The organism is Sphaerisporangium sp. NBC_01403 (assembly GCF_045040145.1).
In the GTDB taxonomy this organism is placed as follows: Bacteria; Actinomycetota; Actinomycetes; order Streptosporangiales; family Streptosporangiaceae; genus Sphaerisporangium; species Sphaerisporangium viridialbum.
In genome coordinates, this window is record NZ_CP109534.1 from 7,273,115 (window position 1) to 7,290,514 (window position 17,400).

Sequence of the window (17,400 nt, forward strand, 5' to 3'; positions counted from 1 at the left end):
ATGACGCACGGCCACCACCCAGGCACCGCACGGCCATCCGCCCGACACCGTGAGAATACCTGCCGCCTCCCCGGACCGATCCAGCCCCCTCGGCGAAGAGGACTGACAATCTCGGACGCGGGCAGCGCGGGACCGCGAGGAAAGAGTTCCGGCGCCTGGACTCGAACCAGGACAACCCTGCTCCAAAGGCAGGTGGGCTGCCAATTACCCCACGCCGGATCGATTCGAGACCTTCCCAAACCGCGGTGACAAGGATACCCACCAGAGCCCCTTACCGTTCAACGCAATTCCCGCGACCGGCGGGACAGGGAGGCCCTCATGGCCCGGCCGGGCCCCCCGCGCGAGGCGCGCGCGTCGTTACGGCCGGGCCATACGGCCGAGCCTCGGCCCTCCGCGTGCCGCGCGGCGATTCCCCTGGTCAGCACGGGTGTCCCGGGGACAGGAACGCATCCTTGGGACATCTCGGCCAGCCTTTTGGCCTGCCGCGCGCGTTGCTCTAACAGATACGGGCATGATTGCGCAAGGCGTGGATCCGCCACCGGATGACGCCCGAAGCGTCATCTTCTCCACATTACAAGCTTAGGGATTCCTAACTTACGATGGCGTAGGTTACGGTTACGTAGCTACAGATCGTCAGTACTTCGTCGAGAATCACGTGAGGTAGCCCATGACCGTCGTCGTAGACCGTTCGACGCCGCCGCCGCCCCCCCGGCCCGATCTCGAGCCCGAGCCCAAGAGCAACTTCGAACGTGTCCTCCTGGTCATCTTCGTAACGCTTCCGTTCCTGGCGCTGCTCGCCGCCGTGCCGATGGCCTGGGGACACTTCCTCGGCTGGAGCGACATCGCGATCACCGCGTTCTTCTACGTCTTCACCGGGCTCGGCGTCACCGTCGGTCTTCACCGCTACTTCACGCACGGGTCCTTCAAGGCGAACCGCCCGCTCAAGATCGTGCTCGCCATCGCCGGCAGCATGTCCCTGGAGATGGGCGTCATCGACTGGGTCGCCACGCACCGCCGCCACCACAAGTACTCCGACAAGGAGGGCGACCCGCACTCGCCGTGGCGCTTCGGCAACGACTGGAAGGCGCTGACCAAGGGCCTGCTGTTCGCCCACATCGGCTGGATGTTCTCCTCCGAGCGCACGAACCAGGAGCGCTTCGCCAAGGACCTGATGAACGACAAGGACGTCGCGCGCATCCACCGCGCGTTCCCCTGGCTCGTCTTCGCCTCCCTGGTGCTGCCCGCGGTCATCGGCGGGCTCGTGACCTGGTCGCTCACCGGCGCGCTCACCGCGTTCTTCTGGGCCAGCCTGGTGCGCATCGCCCTGCTGCACCACGTCACCTGGTCGATCAACTCGGTCTGCCACGTGTTCGGCGACGAGACCTTCGAGGTCCGCGACAAGTCCCGCAACGTGTGGTGGCTGGCCATCCCGTCCTTCGGCGAGTCCTGGCACAACCTGCACCACTGCGACCCGACCTCCGCCCGCCACGGCGCGCTCAAGGGACAGCTCGACCCGAGCGCCCGCGTGATCCGCTGGTTCGAGCAGGCCGGCTGGGCGACCGACGTCAGGTGGCCGACCCCTGAGCGTCTGGCGGCGAAGCGGCTTGGGTGATTCAGCCCCTATGTCGGGCCGCCGGTCGGCGGCCCGAACCCCCATTCCCTCCGCGTCTGACCCTTCAAATCTCGATACAGCTGTGCAAACCGGGACGTTGGCGGTTGCCGTGTCCGCCGCGCCCGCCATTATTAGACCCATGACCGAACCGCGATCGCGCGTACGCATGACCGGTAAGGAACGCAGGGAACAACTGATCCGCGTCAGCCGCACCCTGTTCGCCGAGAAGGGGTTCGACGGCACCTCCATAGAGGAGATCGCGGCCAGCGCGAAGGTCTCCAAGCCGGTCGTCTACGAGCACTTCGGCGGCAAGGAGGGCATCTACGCCGTCGTCGTCGACAGAGAGATGCAGCGGCTGCTCAGCCTGGTGGCCGTCGCGCTGAACGCCGGCCATCCGAGGATCCGCCTCGAACGCGCCGCCCTGGCCCTGCTGCAGTACGTCGAGGAGTCCAGCGAGGGGTTCCGCATCCTGGTGCGCGACTCCCACGCGGCCTCGGGCACCGGCACGTTCGCGAGCCTCATCAGCGACATCGCCAGCCAGGTCGAGGACGTGCTCGCCGACCAGTTCGCCGACCGAGGGTACGCGCCCACGCTCGCCCCGATGTACGCCCAGATGCTCGTCGGCATGGTGGCCCTCACCGGCCAGTGGTGGCTGGACGCCCGCAAGCCCGACCGCGAGGAAGTGGCCGCCCACCTGGTCAACCTCGCCTGGAACGGCCTGACGGGGCTGGAGGCCCATCCCGGCCTCACCGCCGCCTCCACGCGCGGGCGCCTCGCGGTCCCTCCCGTCATCGAGCTCCGCGGCCTGACCCGGCCCACGGAGAAGGAGCTCAAGGAGCAGGAGAAGGCCCGCGAGCGCGAGCTGAAGGAGCAGGAGAAGACCCGGGAGAAGGAGCTCAAGGAGCAGGAGAAGCTCCGCGCGCGCGAGCAGCGCGAGCAGGAGAAGCTCCTTCGCGACCAGGAGAAGCTCCGGGCACGCGAGCAGCGCGAGCTTGAGCGGCTGGAGGCGCAGGAGCGCCGTGAGCAGGAGAAGATCCGCGCACAGGAGCTCAAGCTGCTGGAGCAGAAGGCCAAGCAGGCCGAACGGGAGGCCGCGCGGCGGGCCCGGCTCGCCGCCGAGAGCGCGGAGCGGGTGGAGTCGGTCGAGCGCGTAGAGCTGGTGGAGCGCGTCCCGCTTGTGGAACGTGCCGAGCTCGTCGCGGGCGCGGAGCACGGGCAGGCGGGGGAACATCGGCAGGGCGGCGACCCGGCATCTACGGGTAAGTAAAACCGTCGTTGCTAAAAAGTTAACGTGCCGTTCAAGTAAGTAGGGCATTTTGGACATATGTCCGCCGAGATCGTGCCGCCGACCCCTGAAGGACACGACGACCTGCCTCTTTCCCAGGAGCGCTTCCTCAATCGAGAGGAGAGCTGGCTCCACTTCAACGAACGGGTACTAGAGCTTGCCGAAGATTCTTCTGTGCCACTGCTGGAACGGGTGCGCTTCCTCGCCATCTTCGCCAGCAACCTCGACGAGTTCTTCCGGGTGCGCGTCGCGGGACTGAAGCGCCGGATGGCGACCGGCCTGCTGCTTCGCACCAAAAGCGGGCTCAAGCCCCGCGAGGAGCTGGCCAGGATCGCCGCCATCGCCGACGATCTCGCGCAGCGCCACGCGGCCGCCTACCACAAGCAGGTCTGCCCCCAGCTCGCGAGCGTGGGCATCGAGGTGGTGCGCTGGGACGACCTCGACAGGGACGAGCGCACGGCGATGCGCAAGCTGTTCCGCGAGCGGGTCAGGCCCGTGCTCACGCCGCTGGCCGTGGACCCCGCTCACCCATTTCCGTACATTTCGGGCCTATCACTCAACCTCGCGGTCACGGTGCGCAACCCGAGCACCGGGCACACCGTGTTCGCGCGCGTCAAGGTCCCCTCGCAGCTCCCCCGCTTCGTCTCGGCCTCCAAGGAGCGCTTCGTCCCGCTGGAGGACGTGATCGCCGCCCACCTCGGCCAGCTCTTCAAGGGCATGGAGGTGGTGGAGCACCACGTCTTCCGGGTGACCCGCAACGAGGACCTCGACGTGGACGAGGACGTCACGGAGAACCTCATGCAGGCCCTGGAGAAGGAGCTCCTGATGAGGCGCTTCGGGCCGCCCGTGCGGCTCGAGGTGGAGGACACGATCAGCCAGGCGGTGCTCGACCTCCTCGTGGACGAGCTGGACGTGTCCGACCACGAGATCTACCGGCTGTCCGGCCCGCTCGACCTGACGGGGCTGCACGCGATCGCCGACCTCGACCGGGGCGACCTGAACTTCACGCCCTTCGTCCCCGCGGAGGCCGTCCACGCCGAGGACGACATCTTCTCGGTCCTGCGGGAGCGCGACATCCTGGTCCACCACCCGTACGACTCCTTCTCGACCAGCGTGCAGCGGTTCATCGAGCAGGCGGCGGCCGACCCCAACGTGCTGGCCATCAAGCAGACGCTCTACCGCACCAGCGGCGACTCCCCGATCGTGGACGCGCTGATCGACGCCGCCGAGGCCGGCAAGCAGGTGGTGGTCGTGGTGGAGATCAAGGCGAGGTTCGACGAGCACGCCAACATCACCTGGGCGCGCAAGCTGGAGCGCGCGGGCTGTCACGTGGTCTACGGGGTGCTCGGCCTGAAGACGCACGCCAAGCTGGCGCTGGTCGTACGGCAGGAGCCGTCCGGCGAGCTCCGCCAGTACTGCCACATCGGCACGGGCAACTACAACCCGAAGACCGCCCGGCAGTACGAGGACTTCGGCCTGCTCACGGCCGACCCGCTGGTGGGCGAGGACCTCACCGACCTGTTCATCCACCTGACCGGCTACTCCGCCCACTCGGCCTACCGGCGGCTGCTGGTCGCCCCGCACTCCATGCGGGGCGGGCTGCTGACCAGGATCGAGCGGGAGATCGCCCACCACGCGGCCGGCCGCCCCGCGCGCATCCGGGTCAAGACCAACTCGCTGGTGGACGAGCCGCTGATCGACGCGCTGTACGCGGCGTCGAGGGCCGGCGTGCCCGTCGACCTCGTCGTGCGAGGTGTGTGCACGCTCCGGCCGGGCATCCCAGGTTTGTCGGAGAACATCCGGGTCAGGAGCATCCTGGGACGGTTTCTCGAACACTCGCGGATCTACGAGTTCGGCGGCGGCCGGCGGCCGGAGATCTGGATCGGGAGCGCCGACCTGATGCGCCGCAACATCGAGCGCCGGGTGGAGTCGCTGGTGAAGGTCAGCAGTGCGCAGCATCGCGCGTACCTCTCAGAGCTGCTCGACCTGTCCATGGCCGACACCACCAGCAGCTGGTGGCTCAACGGCGACGGCACATGGGTGCGCCACCACCTCGGCGAGAACGGCGAGCCCCTGCTCGACCTCCAGTCCCATCTGGTCGGAACCCGGCGGTGGAGGTCCATCGATGACTGAATGCCATATCCACCCGACCGACATCGTCCGCGCGGGCGGGGCGATCGTGTGGCGGGGCGACAGCCGCGATCCCGAGGTCGCGGTCGTCCACCGCCCGAAGTACGACGACTGGTCCTTCCCGAAGGGCAAGCTGAAGCCCGGCGAGCACGTCATCGCGGGCGCCCTGCGCGAGGTGGCCGAGGAGACCGGGCTCAGCGTCGTGCTTGGCCGCCACCTGCCCCCCGTCCACTACATGAAGGGCGGACGGCTCAAGCGGGTCGACTACTGGGTGGCGCGGGCCATCGAGGAGGTGGCCCAGGAGCCCTCCGACGAGGTGGACGCGCTCGTGTGGCTGCCCGTCGAGGAGGCGCGCGCCCGGCTGACGTACGAGTGGGACGCCGGGCTGCTCAGGGCGTTCGGCGCGGCGCCGCTTGAGACCACGCCCTTCGTCGTGGCCAGGCACGGGTACGCGGGCACGCGCCAGGACTGGAGCGGCGACGACGACCTGCGCCCCCTGGACGAGGCGGGCGAGGCGCAGGCCACGACCATCGCCGACCTGCTGTACGGCTACCGGCCGACTTCGCTGGTCAGCTCGCCGAGCAGGCGGTGCGTGCAGACGCTCCTGCCGTACGCCGCCAGGGAGGTGCTCAAGATCCGCACCGAGCGGCTGCTGACCGAGACCGAGTACGACACCTCGCTCTCGCTGTCGCTGGTGCTGTCCATCCTGGACGAGGGCAGGCCGACGGCGCTCTGCGGCCACGGCAAGGTGCTGCCCGAGCTGATCACGGGCATCTGCGAGCACCGCTTCGACGGCCACGCCGAGGACACCCACCTGCGCAAGGGCGCGATCGCGGTGCTGCACCACACCGGCGGGCGCATCGTGGCGGTGGAGCGTTACCTCACCTAGCGGGGCCCGCCCCCTCAGGAATGGTCCTCGCCGGTGACCTCGGCCCAGACCCCGGGGAACTCCGAGTGGGAGCGATCGGCGTCGGCGCGCTCGATGCCGAGGAGCAGGCCGTAGGTGAAGGTGTCCTCGCCCGCCTCGCGCGCCCTCTGGGCCTCCTCCAGCACGATCTGCTGGGCGACGATGCCGTCCTGGTACAGCCCGAGCACCTCCTGTACGGCCTTGGCGCGCTTCGCCAGCACGGACGCCTGGTCTCCCAGCAGGGGCTTGAGCGCGTCGGCGGTGTAGCGGGCGCGCTTGGCCGCCTTGCGCACGTCGTGCATGGCGATCTCGCGCTGCTCGGTGTCCTCGATGGCCTGGGCCGTCTCGTACTTGCCGACCACGCGCTTCCAGCTCTTGCCGGCGACCTTCGCGAGCGTCCTCTCCGCGTCCTTCATGGCGAGCGGGGTGAGCGGCGGTGCGGCGACCAGCGCGTCGAGCCGGTCGAGCAGGGCGAAGTAGCGTTCCCCGCTCATCACCCCGGTGACGCGCACGAGCGCCGCACGCTCGCGTTCCGCCAGGTCGTCGCCGAGGCGGGTGCGGATCCTGCCGACGACCAGGTCGGGGTCGAGCGTGTCCAGGTGGGCGGCGAACCGCTCGCGGATGACCTCCAGGTCGCGCACCTCGCCGAGGACGTTGGCGATCCACCGCAGCTCGTCCTGGATGCCGGTGGTCTCCGCGACCACTCCGGAGAAGGACTTCAGCGCGCTGCGCAGGCGGCGGCTCGCCACCCGCATCTGGTGGACGGCGTCGGGGGTGGCCCGCCGCACCTGCGGGTCCTGGGCGACCAGCGCGGCCACCTGGGACCTCAGGTAGTCGACCACGACCCGGCCCGCCGTGCCGTCGTCGGGGTCCGGCACCGGCGTGACCGGGATGCGCGGGCCGAGCAGGCGGGCGAGCTTGTTCGCCGAGCCGGCCGGGGTGGCGCCGGCCTTGCGCAGGATCTTGCCGACCCGCTTCAGCACGTCGGCGTCCCCGCCGACGAGCTCGGCCTCGACCTCGCGCCAGCGGTCGACGTGCCGGTCCTCGCCGAACACCGTCCCCTTGACGTGGTCGTCCGCGACCTCCAGCAGCGGCCGGCCCTCGGCGTCGCGCAGGCTGGTCACCTTGCGGAGAGTCTCCAGCTCGGCGACCGGGATCAGCGGCTCGCCTCGGGTGTACGCCTGGACCAGATCGGCCAGCTCCCGGGGCACGATCTTGGCGCTTCTGGTCAGGGGACGGGCGATCTCGTCGCGCACGCCCTTTGCCTTGGGCAGCTTGAGGTGCCATCCGGCGTCCTCGCCGCCACGGCGCCTGCGCAAGGTGATCCCCCGGGCGGCGAGCCGCAGATCGGGCGTGTCGAAGTAGAGTGCGGTCAGATTGTGGCTCACCAGGTCGACCGCCTCGGCGCAACCTGGGACCCCGGTGAACTCGGGAGTCTCGAACTCCGCCGGCACATCGAACTTGTCTTCGATCTCGATTGCCATGGTTACCCCGCAGCTAGCCGACTTTCGACCATAATGTCACTTTCAGCTGAACAAGGGATGGTGCAGGCGCGGACGGAGGGTGTCGTTGGCCACGGACGAGGACCATGAGCACGATGTGGTCGTGGCCGCCGCGCGGGCGGGCGACCGGTCCGCGTTCGCCTCGCTCGTCGAGCGCCACCGGAGAGAGCTGCGCGTGCACTGCTACCGGATGCTGGGCTCGTTCGACGAGTCGGAGGATCTGGTGCAGGAGACGTTCCTGCGCGCCTGGAAGAGCATCGGCGCCTTCGAGGGTCGCTCGACGCTGCGCGCCTGGCTGTACCGCATCGCGACGAACGCATGCCTCGACGCCCTGGACGGCCGGGCACGCCGGGTGCTCCCGCAGGACGTGACGGCGCCGTCGGATCCGAGCGTCCCGCTGCCGCCCGACACCGACATCGCCTGGCTGCAGCCGTTCCCCGATCGGCTGTGGGAGCCGGCCGCGCCGAGCGAGGCGCGGCCCGACATGGCGGCGGTCGCCAGGGAGACGATCGAGCTGGCGTTCCTGGCCGCGATCCAGCATCTGCCGCCCAGGCAGCGTGCGGTGCTGATCCTGCACGACGTGCTCGGCTGGCCGGCGAAGCAGACCGCGGCGCTGCTTTCAGGCAGCGTGGCGTCGGTGAACAGCGCCCTGCAACGGGCCAGGGCGACGATGAGGGAGCACCTGCCCGAGCGCCGCCTTGAGTGGGCGCCGTCCACGGAGCCCACCGAGGAGGAGCGGGCGGTGCTGCGGCGGTACATGGAGGCGGTCGAGCGCGCCGACGTGGCCGGGGTCGCGGCCCTGCTGGCCGAGGACGTACGGGCGACGATGCCGCCGTACCTGATGTGGTTCCAGGGACGCGACGCGGTCGTGGCCACACTGGCCGCGAGCTGGGACCCTGGCTCGCCGCACTACGTGGGCAGCTTCCGGATGGTGCCCACGGGGGCCAACCGGCAGCCGGCCGCGGCGGCCTACGTGCGGGGCCCCGGCGAGCCCGCCCACCGCGCCTTCGCGATCGCCGTGCTCGGGATCGAGGAGGGCCGCGTCGCCGAGCTCACCGCCTTCCACGACCCCGGCCTGTTCGCGGCGTTCGGCCTGGCCACGGCGTTGCCACCGGCGCACCGATGAGTTTTCGCGCGATCCTCCGTCTCAACAGGGGTCAGCCGGAATTCACTCCTCGACGGAGGTCAGATCATGGGTAAGTTGATGTATTCGGTCACCATGTCACTGGACGGCTTCATCGCCGGGACCGGTGGTGACATGTCGTGGCTGACCGATCATCTCGGCCCGAACCCGCTGGTGGGCGAGGTCATCGAGCAGATCGGCTCCCTTCTCGTCGGCAACCGCACCTTCCGCGGCGACGACCCCCACAGAGGCACCGACAAGGAAGGCAAGCCGTTCGGCGGCGGCTGGGAAGGACCGCAGTTCGTGGTCACCCACCACATCCCGGACACCACGGTGCCCGACGTCACCTTCGTCGGCGACCTCGACAGCGGCGTGGCCGCGGCCAAGGCCGCCGCCGGCGGCAAGTACGTCAACGTCCTCGGCGCGAGCATCGCCCGGCAGTGCCTCGAAGCCGGCGTGCTCGACGAGATCCTCGTGCTCATCGCTCCGGTCCTGCTCGGGGACGGCGTCCGGCTGTTCGACCACCCGGGCGGCACCAACATCAGGCTCGAACGCCTCAGCCTGACCGAGGCGCCGGGGGCGACGAACCTCTGGCTGCGCGTGCTGAAGTAAGCCGCTCACCGCCCTGAGCGCGCCACCACGAAGACGCGCCGGAACGGGAACGCCGTGCCGTACGGCTCGCGGGGGTAGGCCTCGGCCAGCTCCCGCGCGCAGTCGGCCAGGAACGCCTCGCGCCTGTCGCCGGGGCCCAGGCGGTCGAGCATCGGCCGCAGGGCCGTGCCCATGATCCAGTTGAGCACGGCGTTCTCGCCCTGGAGCAGGTGGACGTAGGTGGTCTCCCAGGCGTCGACCTCGCAGCCGGCCCCGGCGAGCAGCGCGAGATAGCCCTCGGGGCCGTCCACGGGGTCGTACCGCACCAGGTCGCCCAGCTCGCCTTCCCAGGCGGGTGTGCGGCAGATCCGCCTGACGATCGCGTGGCTCGGGGCGTCGAAGTTGCCCGGCACCTGGAAGGCCAGCCAGCCTCCGGGGGTGAGATGCCCGGCCCAGCGCGGAAGCAGCTCGCGGTGCTCGGGCACCCACTGCAGGAGGGCGTTCGAGACGATCACGTCGACCGGCCGCTCGGGACGCCAGGACCGCACGTCGCCCACGCTGAAGGCAGGGCCTTCGGGCGCCTTGGCGATCATCGCGGGCGAGGAGTCGACACCGTGGACGGAGGCTCCCGGCCAGCGGCGGGCGAGCTCGGCGGTCAGCTCGCCCGTCCCGCAGCCGAGGTCGACGACCAGGCCGGGATTCTCGGCGCGGACCCGGCCGACCAGCTCGAAGAACGGGCGGGCACGCTCGTCGGCGTACCGGCCGTAAACCGTGGGGTCCCAAATATCTCTTGACATCAAGATAAGTCTTATAAGGAGAGATGTCTCGATGTCAAGAGAGATAGACTCGGCCGCATGACGACGCGCCGAAGCGACGGGGCCGCCGAAGACGCCGAAGACGCTCTGCGGGACGAGGTGGATCAGCTCGTCATGTCGTGGCGGCAAGAGCGTCCCGACCTCGACGTGTCGCCCCTCCAGGTGCTGAGCCGGGTGTCCAGGCTCGCGCGGCACCTCGACCGCGCCCGCCGGGCGTCCTTCGCCGAGCACGGCCTGGAGCCCTGGGAGTTCGACGTGCTCACCACGCTGCGCCGCTCAGGCGAGCCGTACGAGCTGAGCCCCGGGGCCCTGCTGCGCGCCACCCTGGTCACCTCGGGCACGATGACCAACCGCATCGACCGGCTCACCGCCGCCCGCCTGGTGCGCAGGCGTCCCGACCCGGAGGACCGGCGCGGCGTGCTGGTGTCGCTGACCGACCTCGGCCGCGAGCGGGTCGACCAGGCCTTCGCCGACCTGCTCCGGCGCGAGCGCGACCTGCTCGCCGGCATCGACCCGGGCGACCAGCGCACTCTGGCCTCGCTGCTCCGCACCATCCTGGTGCCGTTCGACTCCCCCGAGAACGGCGCCTGACCCCCTCGCGGGGTTACTCGCCGAGCCTCTCGGCGAGCTCCATCCATTCGAGCTCGATGGACTCCTTCTGCGCCTTCAGGTCCTTCAGCTCGGCGTCCAGGGAGGCAAGCCTGCCGTAGTCGGAGGCCGCGTCTGCCATGGCCGCGTGCAGCGTGACCTCACGCCCGCTGATCTTGTCGAGCTGGCGTTCGAGCCTGGACAGCTCCTTCTGCGACTCGCGCAGCTCCTTGGCGGACGGCCCCGAGGGCGCGGCCTCGCGGGCCTCGGCGGCTGCAGGAGCACTCGGGGAGCCGGCACGCGCGGTGAGGGCCGCGCCCGCCGACCGGCGCTGGAGATACTCGTCGACGCCTCCGGGCAGGAGCGACAGGCTGCCGTCGCCCAGCAGGGCCACGCAGCGGTCGGTCACCCGCTCAAGGAAGTAGCGGTCGTGGCTGACGAGGATCAGCGTGCCCGGCCAGGCGTCGAGCAGGTCTTCCAGCTCGTTCAGGGTCTCGATGTCGAGATCGTTGGTGGGCTCGTCGAGCAGCAGGACATTGGGGTCGTCCATGAGCAGGCGCAGGAGCTGGAGACGCCGCCGCTCGCCGCCCGACAGGTCGCCGATGACCTTCCACTGGGCGTCGCCGCGGAAGCCGAGCCGCTCCAGGAGCTGCGAGGCGGTCCACTCGCGCTTGCCGACCTGGATGAACTTGCGGATCTCCTCGACGGTCTCCAGCACGCGCCGGCCAGGGTCGAGCTCGGCGAGCTCCTGCGACAGGTGGGCCAGCCGCACCGTCTTGCCCCTGACGACCTTGCCGGAGTCGGGCTTCACCGAGTCGGCGAGCAGCCGCAGCACCGACGACTTGCCCGAGCCGTTGACCCCGATCAGCCCGACGCGGTCGCCGGGGCCGAACTGCCAGGTGCACCGGTCGAGCACGAGCGGTCCCTGGCCGGGGCCACCGGCGTGCAGGGTGACGTCGCCGAGGTCGTAGACGGTCTTGCCGAGCCGCGCGGAGGCGAACTTCACCAGCTCGACGGTGTTGCGCGCGGGGGGCTCGTCGGCGATCAGCGCCTGCGCCGCCTCGATGCGGAACTTGGGCTTGGACGTGCGCGCGGGCGGGCCCCTGCGCAGCCAGGCGATCTCCTTGCGCATGAGGTTCTGGCGGCGCTCCTCGGTGGCCTGGGCGACGCGCGCCCGCTCGGCCTTCGCCAGGACGTACGCGGCGTAACCGCCCTCGTAGCGCTGGACGGAGCCGTCGACGACCTCCCAGGTGCGCGTGGACACCGCGTCCAGGAACCACCGGTCGTGGGTGACGACGAGCAGGGCGGACCTGCGGGCCGACAGATGGCCCGCCAGCCACGCGATGGCCTCGATGTCGAGGTGGTTGGTGGGCTCGTCGAGGATGACCAGGTCGTGCTCGTCGATCAGGAGCCGCGCGAGGGCCGTGCGCCGCCGCTCGCCGCCGGACAGCTCGCCCACCCTGGCAGCCAGCTCGATGTCGCCGAGGAGGTTGGCCAGGATCTCCCTGACCGCCTGGTCGCCGGCCCACTCGTGCTCGGCGCGGTCGCCGAGCACGACCTCGCGCACGGTGAGCGCGGGGTCGAGGTCGTCGCGCTGGGAGAGGAAGCCGATGCGCAGGCCGCGGGTGTGCGTCACCCGGCCGCCGTGGGGCTTCAGCGTGCCGGCGATCACGGAGATGAGGGTGGTCTTGCCGTCGCCGTTGCGCCCGACGACGCCGATGCGGTCGCCCGCCTCGATGCCGAGGGAGACGTCACCGAGCAGCGGCTTCGGCCCGTAGGCATGGGAGACCGATTCGAGGTTTACCAGATTCATCGCACCCAAAGCCTATCGGCAGCCCATGCGCGCCGTGCCACGCCGAGGTCAGGGCAGGGGATGAACGATCGTGGCTCCGGGTACCGGTCCGTGGGCCGTGACGGCCGAGCGGCAGACCCCCGCGGCCGAGAGGGCCATCGCCAGAGCGGCCGCATGGGTCTCGGACTCGGCGAGGAAGGCGCAGGTGGGGCCGGATCCGGAGACCAGAGCTCCCAGGGCGCCGTGCTGCCGGCCCGCTTCGAGGGTGCGCGCCAGCGGGCGGCAGAGCATCAGCGCGGCGGGCTGCAGGTCGTTGGAGAGTGCCTTGCCGAGCGTCTCGGCGTCTCCCGCGCTCAGGGCGTCCATCAGGGCCTCGTCGGCCCGGGGCCAGCCGACCTGCTCCCCCGTGGCCGTGCGCAGCCGATCGCACTCGGCGTAGACGCGGGCGGTCGACAGACCGCCCTCCGCGAGCGCGAAGACCCAGTGGAAGCCGCCCGCGACCGGGGCAGGCACCAGCATCTCGCCCCGGCCGGTGCCCACGGCCGTGCCTCCGAGCAGGGCGAACGGCACGTCGCTCCCGAGCCCGGCGGCGATCTCCATGAGCTCCTCCCGGGGAAGGCCGAGCCCCCAGAGCTCGTCGCAGGCCACCAGCGCGGCGGCGGCGTCGGCGCTGCCCCCGGCCATGCCGCCCGCGACGGGGATCGCCTTGCGGATCAGCAGGCGGGCGCTCAGCGGACGTCCCGCGCGCTCTGCGAGGGCGAAGGCCGCCCTCACCGCGAGGTTCTCCGCGTCGACGGGCACCTGGCCGGCGGACTCGCCCTCGACGCCCACCATGACCGTGACCTGCTCGGAGACGACGCCCCCGACCAGGTCACCGGGGAGCACCGACATGTCGTCCGAGGCCGTGACCTCGTCGAACAGGGAGACGGCGTGGAAGACGTTCACCAGGTCGTGGTAGCCGTCGTCACGCGGCGGGCCCACGGAGAGCTGGAGATTGACCTTGGCGGGCACGCGGACGGTCACGGAAGTCACGGAAGTCGATGGTAGTGCTCCGCCCCGCCCGACCAGGTGAACGCCCGCCCGGTGTCCCTGATGAACGACATGTCCCCAATGCCGGGCAACGCTCGGACAAGGCAGATCGAATGTCTGTACGGTGACCGTTCGGGGGCTTCGGGGTGACGGTGAAGGAGAGCATCCATCGACGGCCAGAACATCGCCTCCCCTCTGGGAAAGGGCGATCCCGCCGAGATCGGGCCGTACACGCTGACCGGACGGCTCGGCGAGGGCGGCATGGGCACGGTCTACCTCGGCACGTCCGCCACGGGGCAGCAGGTGGCGGTCAAGGTCGTGAAGCGGCAGTTCACCGAGGACGCCGGGTTCACGGCACGCTTCCACTCGGAGGTCGCGAGCGCGCGCAAGGTCGCGTCGTTCTGCACGGCCAGGGTCCTCGACGACGGCGTGGCCGAGGACGGGCGCCCGTACATGGCCACCGACTACATCGCGGGCACCCCGCTGTCCACGCAGATCGCGCAGTACGGCCCGCTGGAGGAGTCCCCGCTGGTCGGCGTGGCCTTCGGCGTCTGCGCCGCGCTCGCCGCCATCCACGCGGCGGGGCTGGTCCACCGTGATCTCAAGCCCGGCAACGTGATCCTCTCGACGACCGGGCCGCGCGTCATCGACTTCGGCATCGCCCGCGCTCTGGACGGCCTGACGGGCCCGACCCTGACCGGCGAGGTCGTCGGCACGCCCGGATGGTGGGCGCCCGAGCAGATCGAAGGGCGTCCGGTCACCCCGGCGACGGACGTCTACGCCTGGGCATGCCTGGTCGCCTACGCCGGCAGCGGCCGTCACCCCTTCGGCGCGGGCGACCCCATGACGGTGGCCTACCGCATCCTGCACGAGGAGCCCGACCTGCGCGGCCTCCCCGCGCCGCTCGACCGCCTGGTCCCGCGCGCCCTGGACCGCGACCCCGCCGCCCGCCCGACGGCGCAGGAACTCCTGCTCGCCCTCATCGGCGGCGGCACCGCCTCCGACGGCCCCTCGACGCGCGTCATGGAAGCGATGTGGGAGCCCCCGGACAACCTGCGCGCCCGTACGGAGGCCCCCGCCGGCCGGCCGCGCGGGCGACAGAAGGCCTGGGCGCTCGTCGCACTGGCCGCCGTGCTCGCCGTGTCCGCCGCCGCGGTGGTGGCCCGCTGGGACCGTACGGCCACGGGCACCGCGACCTGGACGGGAGAGGCGGACACCCCCGTGCGGGCGAACGACGTCGGGCGGCGGATCCTCGTCGGCGACCAGGGCCTGCAGATCGTCCTGCACGAGCCCCCCGACTGCGGCGGCCCGCTCGACGCGGACGGTGAGCCGATCGCGGGCCCGTGGTCGTGCCGCGCCTCCTGGTTCGTCCTCAACATGGGCGGGACACCGATCAAGCTCGCCGGCTTCCTCGAACTCGTCGACGACCGGGCCCAACGGCACAAGGTCTCCCGCGTCATCCGCACCGACGACCGCTTCCCCTCGGGCCCCGGAGCCGCGCCCGGCACCGGGGCCGTCGACATCCAGCCCGGGCAGGTGCTCGCCTTCGGCGGGGAGTACGCCCTCCCCGAGGGGCGGCGCGCCGTCGCGCTCGCGGGACAGGTCATCAGCGGCGGCGAGAGCATCGAGGTGCGGGTGTGAGACGGCTCCTGCTGGTGCTGGCCCTGCTGCTCGGCGGCGCCGTCCCCGCGTACGGGGCCCCGGACGGCTGCGCGAACGCCGGCGCGGCGGACTTCGACGGCGACGGCTTCGACGACGTGGTCGTCGGCGACCCGCTCGGCGACCCTCCGGGCACCTGGACGGGCGGGGGTCACCTGTTCTTCCTGCGCGGCACCCGTGAGGGGTTCCCCAGCGTGCGGGGCACGCCCTTCTACGGCGGCGACGGCCTGAGCGGCTGGGTCGCCCGTGCGGGCCACATCGACGGCGACCGCTGCCTGGACCTGGTGGTCGCGAGCCCCTACTGGACGGGCTCGGCCGCGGACGGCTCCGGCCGCGGCGCCACCTCGGTTCCCGGTGCGGGCAACGTCCACGTCTACTGGGGCGGTGCCGACTTCGGCCGTACGAACGCGGGCCGCGTCGAGCTGCGGGCGCCCGAGCAGCGCAACGGCGCGCACTTCGGCTGGTCGCTGGCCGTGTCCGACGGCACCCTCGCCGTGGGCGCGCCCTACGAGGACGCGGACGGCGTCCCCGACTCCGGCGCGGTCTACCTCTACCGCTTCGGCGGCGCCGACGGCCGCACCCCTGAGGCGCCCCGCCGCATCACCCAGGAGTCGCCCGGAGTCCCCGGCAACAGCGAGGCCGGCGACCTGTTCGGATGGTCGGTCGCCCTCGGCGCGCTCGGCGGCGGCCCCGCCCCGGACCTCGCCGTCGGAGCCCCGTACGAGGACACCGACAGCGGGGGCACGGCCATGACCGACGCGGGAGCGGTGACGGTCCTGTACGACCCTGGGACCGGGACCGGGACCGGGACCGGCTACCGCGGCAAGGGATGGGACCTGTCCCAGCTCACCGAGCAGGTGCCGGCCGACGGGGGCGACCTGTTCGGGTACTCCCTCGCCTACGGGGAGAAGAGCGGCGTGGGGTTCCTCGCGGCCGGCGCTCCCCACGCCGATCCGCTCGCCACGCGGGACGCCGGGATCGTCCAGCTCATCCGTCAGGGCCGTCCCGGACAGGACCCGCAGCCCGCCGGAACCCTGTGGCAGGGGGCCGGAGGGGTCGCGGACGTCTCCGAGCCGCACGACGCGTTCGGCTTCTCGCTGGCCTTCTCCGGAGAGGACCTCGTGGTGGGGGTCCCGTTCGACGGCGACGGCACGCACCCCGAGACGGGCGCGGTCCACGTCATCCCCATGGACCTCTCTGGCGTGAGCGGCCAGGGCCGGCCAGGACGCCTGATCAGGGCGAGCACGCCGCAGACCTACGACCATCTCGGCTGGGCGGTCAGCGGCGCGGGCGGCGGCTGGCTGGTCGTCGGCGTGCCCGACCGCGAGCGGATCGGCGCGGTCGCGCTCGTACCGCCGGGAAGCGGCGACGCCCGGATGCTGCGGCCAGGCGACGGGAGGATCGCCCCGTTCCAGGGCCGTGCCCAGGGGGTCGACTTCGGCGCCGCGGTCGCCGGGTAGGGGCTTCCCGGGGCTTCCCGAGGCTTCCCGAGGCTTCCCGGGGAAGGTCAGGGGCGGTTCTCGGCGATCCTGGCGAAGTCCTCGACGCGGAGCTGCTCCCCGCGCTCCGACGGGTCGACACCCGCCGCCCTGAGCGCCGCCTCCGCCGCGGCGGCCGTGCCCGCCCACGAGGCCAGCGCGGCCCTGAGGGTCTTGCGGCGCTGGGCGAACGCCGCGTCGACCACCGCGAAGACCTCCTCGCGGGATGCGGTGGTCTCCGGCGGCTCCCTGCGGGACATCGCCACGAGCCCGGAGTCGACGTTGGGCGCCGGCCAGAAGACGGTGCGGCCGACCGGCCCGGCACGGCGCACGTCGGCGTACCAGGCCGCCTTGACGGACGGCACGCCGTACACCTTGGAGCCGGGGCCCGCCGCCATGCGGTCGGCCACCTCGGACTGGACCATCACCAGCCCTCTGCGCAACGAGGGGAGCACCTCCAGCAGGTGGAGCACCACGGGCACCGCCACGTTGTACGGCAGGTTGGCCACCAGGGCCGTCGGCTCGGGGCCGAGCTGCTCCGGCCGCACGCGCATCGCGTCGGCCTGGACGACCGTGAGCCGGTCGGCCAGCGTCGGGGCGCGGTCGGCGACCGTCAGCGGGAGCTGGGCGGCGAGGACGGGGTCGATCTCGACGGCGACCACCTGACGGACCTCGGGGAGGAGGGCGAGGGTCAGGGACCCGAGCCCCGGCCCGACCTCGATCACCACGTCGTCGGACGACACCTCGGCCACCCGGACGATGCGCCGCACCGTGCCGCCGTCGATGACGAAGTTCTGCCCGAGCCGCTTGGTCGGACGAAGATCGAGCTTGTCCGCCAAATTACGTACTTCGACCGGACCGAGCAGGTTAACAATTGAGCTCGCCATCC

At 71.4% G+C, this 17,400-nt stretch carries 14 protein-coding genes and 1 tRNA gene; 9 read left to right on the forward strand and 6 right to left on the reverse strand.

The window, feature by feature from the left end; translation table 11 throughout:
* Window positions 1-146: 146 nt before the first annotated feature.
* Window positions 147-219, reverse strand: a tRNA-Gln gene (locus OG589_RS32490).
* 448 nt (window positions 220-667) lie between these two features.
* Between OG589_RS32490 and OG589_RS32495 the strand changes: the two genes are divergently transcribed.
* The 4 genes from OG589_RS32495 to OG589_RS32510 all read left to right on the forward strand — a co-directional run bounded on the left by OG589_RS32495 (window position 668) and on the right by OG589_RS32510 (window position 5,916).
* A complete protein-coding gene (locus OG589_RS32495) occupies window positions 668-1,612 on the forward strand; it encodes an acyl-CoA desaturase (protein ID WP_405141859.1) in 945 nt (314 codons plus the stop codon).
* 139 nt (window positions 1,613-1,751) lie between these two features.
* A complete protein-coding gene (locus tag OG589_RS32500; RefSeq protein ID WP_405141860.1) occupies window positions 1,752-2,879 on the forward strand; it encodes a TetR family transcriptional regulator in 1,128 nt (375 codons plus the stop codon).
* Window positions 2,880-2,936: 57 nt separating this feature from the next.
* Window positions 2,937-5,030, forward strand: a complete 2,094-nt coding sequence (locus OG589_RS32505; RefSeq protein ID WP_405141861.1) for an RNA degradosome polyphosphate kinase — start codon at window positions 2,937-2,939, stop codon at window positions 5,028-5,030.
* Window positions 5,023-5,916 carry an NUDIX domain-containing protein gene (locus tag OG589_RS32510; RefSeq protein ID WP_405141862.1) on the forward strand — a complete coding sequence of 298 codons (894 nt, stop codon included), beginning with the start codon at window positions 5,023-5,025 and terminating at the stop codon, window positions 5,914-5,916. Before OG589_RS32505 ends, OG589_RS32510 begins: the two co-directional genes overlap by 8 nt.
* Window positions 5,917-5,930: 14 nt before the next feature.
* On the opposite strand, the gene OG589_RS32515 is transcribed toward OG589_RS32510, so the two are convergent.
* Window positions 5,931-7,418, reverse strand: a complete 1,488-nt coding sequence (locus tag OG589_RS32515; protein WP_405141864.1) for a CHAD domain-containing protein — start codon at window positions 7,416-7,418, stop codon at window positions 5,931-5,933.
* An 85-nt stretch (window positions 7,419-7,503) separates the two neighbouring features.
* Between OG589_RS32515 and OG589_RS32520 the strand changes: the two genes are divergently transcribed.
* Complete coding sequence (locus tag OG589_RS32520) at window positions 7,504-8,562, forward strand: sigma-70 family RNA polymerase sigma factor (protein WP_405141866.1); 1,059 nt, start codon at window positions 7,504-7,506, stop codon at window positions 8,560-8,562.
* Between the two features lie 66 nt (window positions 8,563-8,628).
* On the forward strand, window positions 8,629-9,171 hold the full coding sequence (locus OG589_RS32525; RefSeq protein ID WP_405141867.1) for a dihydrofolate reductase family protein: 543 nt from the start codon (window positions 8,629-8,631) through the stop codon (window positions 9,169-9,171).
* 5 nt (window positions 9,172-9,176) lie between these two features.
* Here the strand turns inward: OG589_RS32525 and OG589_RS32530 are convergent, their stop codons facing one another.
* On the reverse strand, window positions 9,177-9,947 hold the full coding sequence (locus OG589_RS32530) for a trans-aconitate 2-methyltransferase (RefSeq protein WP_405141869.1): 771 nt from the start codon (window positions 9,945-9,947) through the stop codon (window positions 9,177-9,179).
* A 57-nt stretch (window positions 9,948-10,004) separates the two neighbouring features.
* On the opposite strand from OG589_RS32530, the gene OG589_RS32535 reads away from it, so the two are divergent.
* Entirely contained in the window at window positions 10,005-10,556 is a 552-nt protein-coding gene (locus OG589_RS32535) for a MarR family winged helix-turn-helix transcriptional regulator (protein WP_405141870.1), read from the forward strand.
* A 13-nt stretch (window positions 10,557-10,569) separates the two neighbouring features.
* On the opposite strand, the gene OG589_RS32540 is transcribed toward OG589_RS32535, so the two are convergent.
* Window positions 10,570-12,366: an ABC-F family ATP-binding cassette domain-containing protein gene (locus OG589_RS32540; RefSeq protein WP_405141872.1), complete on the reverse strand. Its 1,797-nt coding sequence runs from the start codon at window positions 12,364-12,366 to the stop codon at window positions 10,570-10,572.
* A gap of 48 nt (window positions 12,367-12,414) precedes the next feature.
* Window positions 12,415-13,377 (reverse strand): 4-(cytidine 5'-diphospho)-2-C-methyl-D-erythritol kinase, encoded by a 963-nt coding sequence (locus OG589_RS32545; RefSeq protein WP_405141873.1) that lies wholly within the window; start codon window positions 13,375-13,377, stop codon window positions 12,415-12,417.
* A gap of 231 nt (window positions 13,378-13,608) precedes the next feature.
* Between OG589_RS32545 and OG589_RS32550 the strand changes: the two genes are divergently transcribed.
* Together OG589_RS32550 and OG589_RS32555 are read left to right on the forward strand one after the other, a co-directional pair.
* Complete coding sequence (locus OG589_RS32550; protein ID WP_405152177.1) at window positions 13,609-15,015, forward strand: serine/threonine-protein kinase; 1,407 nt, start codon at window positions 13,609-13,611, stop codon at window positions 15,013-15,015.
* Window positions 15,012-16,493, forward strand: coding sequence for a hypothetical protein (locus tag OG589_RS32555; protein ID WP_405141874.1), 1,482 nt, complete (start codon window positions 15,012-15,014; stop codon window positions 16,491-16,493). Before OG589_RS32550 ends, OG589_RS32555 begins: the two co-directional genes overlap by 4 nt.
* A 47-nt stretch (window positions 16,494-16,540) precedes the next feature.
* On the opposite strand, the gene rsmA is transcribed toward OG589_RS32555, so the two are convergent.
* A complete protein-coding gene (gene rsmA / locus OG589_RS32560) occupies window positions 16,541-17,398 on the reverse strand; it encodes a 16S rRNA (adenine(1518)-N(6)/adenine(1519)-N(6))-dimethyltransferase RsmA (RefSeq protein WP_405141875.1) in 858 nt (285 codons plus the stop codon).
* Window positions 17,399-17,400 lie beyond the last annotated feature (2 nt).

What these genes read in the sequence shown, in the direction of transcription:
- OG589_RS32495 (WP_405141859.1), top strand. Translation starts at nt 668, where the DNA reads ATGACCGTCGTCGTAGACCGTTCGACGCCGCCGCCGCCCCCCCGGCCC.
- OG589_RS32500 (WP_405141860.1), top strand. Translation starts at nt 1,752, where the DNA reads ATGACCGAACCGCGATCGCGCGTACGCATGACCGGTAAGGAACGCAGG.
- OG589_RS32505 (WP_405141861.1), top strand. Translation starts at nt 2,937, where the DNA reads ATGTCCGCCGAGATCGTGCCGCCGACCCCTGAAGGACACGACGACCTG.
- OG589_RS32510 (WP_405141862.1), top strand. Translation starts at nt 5,023, where the DNA reads ATGACTGAATGCCATATCCACCCGACCGACATCGTCCGCGCGGGCGGG.
- OG589_RS32515 (WP_405141864.1), bottom strand. Translation starts at nt 7,418, where the DNA reads ATGGCAATCGAGATCGAAGACAAGTTCGATGTGCCGGCGGAGTTCGAG.
- OG589_RS32525 (WP_405141867.1), top strand. Translation starts at nt 8,629, where the DNA reads ATGGGTAAGTTGATGTATTCGGTCACCATGTCACTGGACGGCTTCATC.
- OG589_RS32530 (WP_405141869.1), bottom strand. Translation starts at nt 9,947, where the DNA reads ATGTCAAGAGATATTTGGGACCCCACGGTTTACGGCCGGTACGCCGAC.
- OG589_RS32535 (WP_405141870.1), top strand. Translation starts at nt 10,005, where the DNA reads ATGACGACGCGCCGAAGCGACGGGGCCGCCGAAGACGCCGAAGACGCT.
- OG589_RS32540 (WP_405141872.1), bottom strand. Translation starts at nt 12,366, where the DNA reads ATGAATCTGGTAAACCTCGAATCGGTCTCCCATGCCTACGGGCCGAAG.
- rsmA (WP_405141875.1), bottom strand. Translation starts at nt 17,398, where the DNA reads ATGGCGAGCTCAATTGTTAACCTGCTCGGTCCGGTCGAAGTACGTAAT.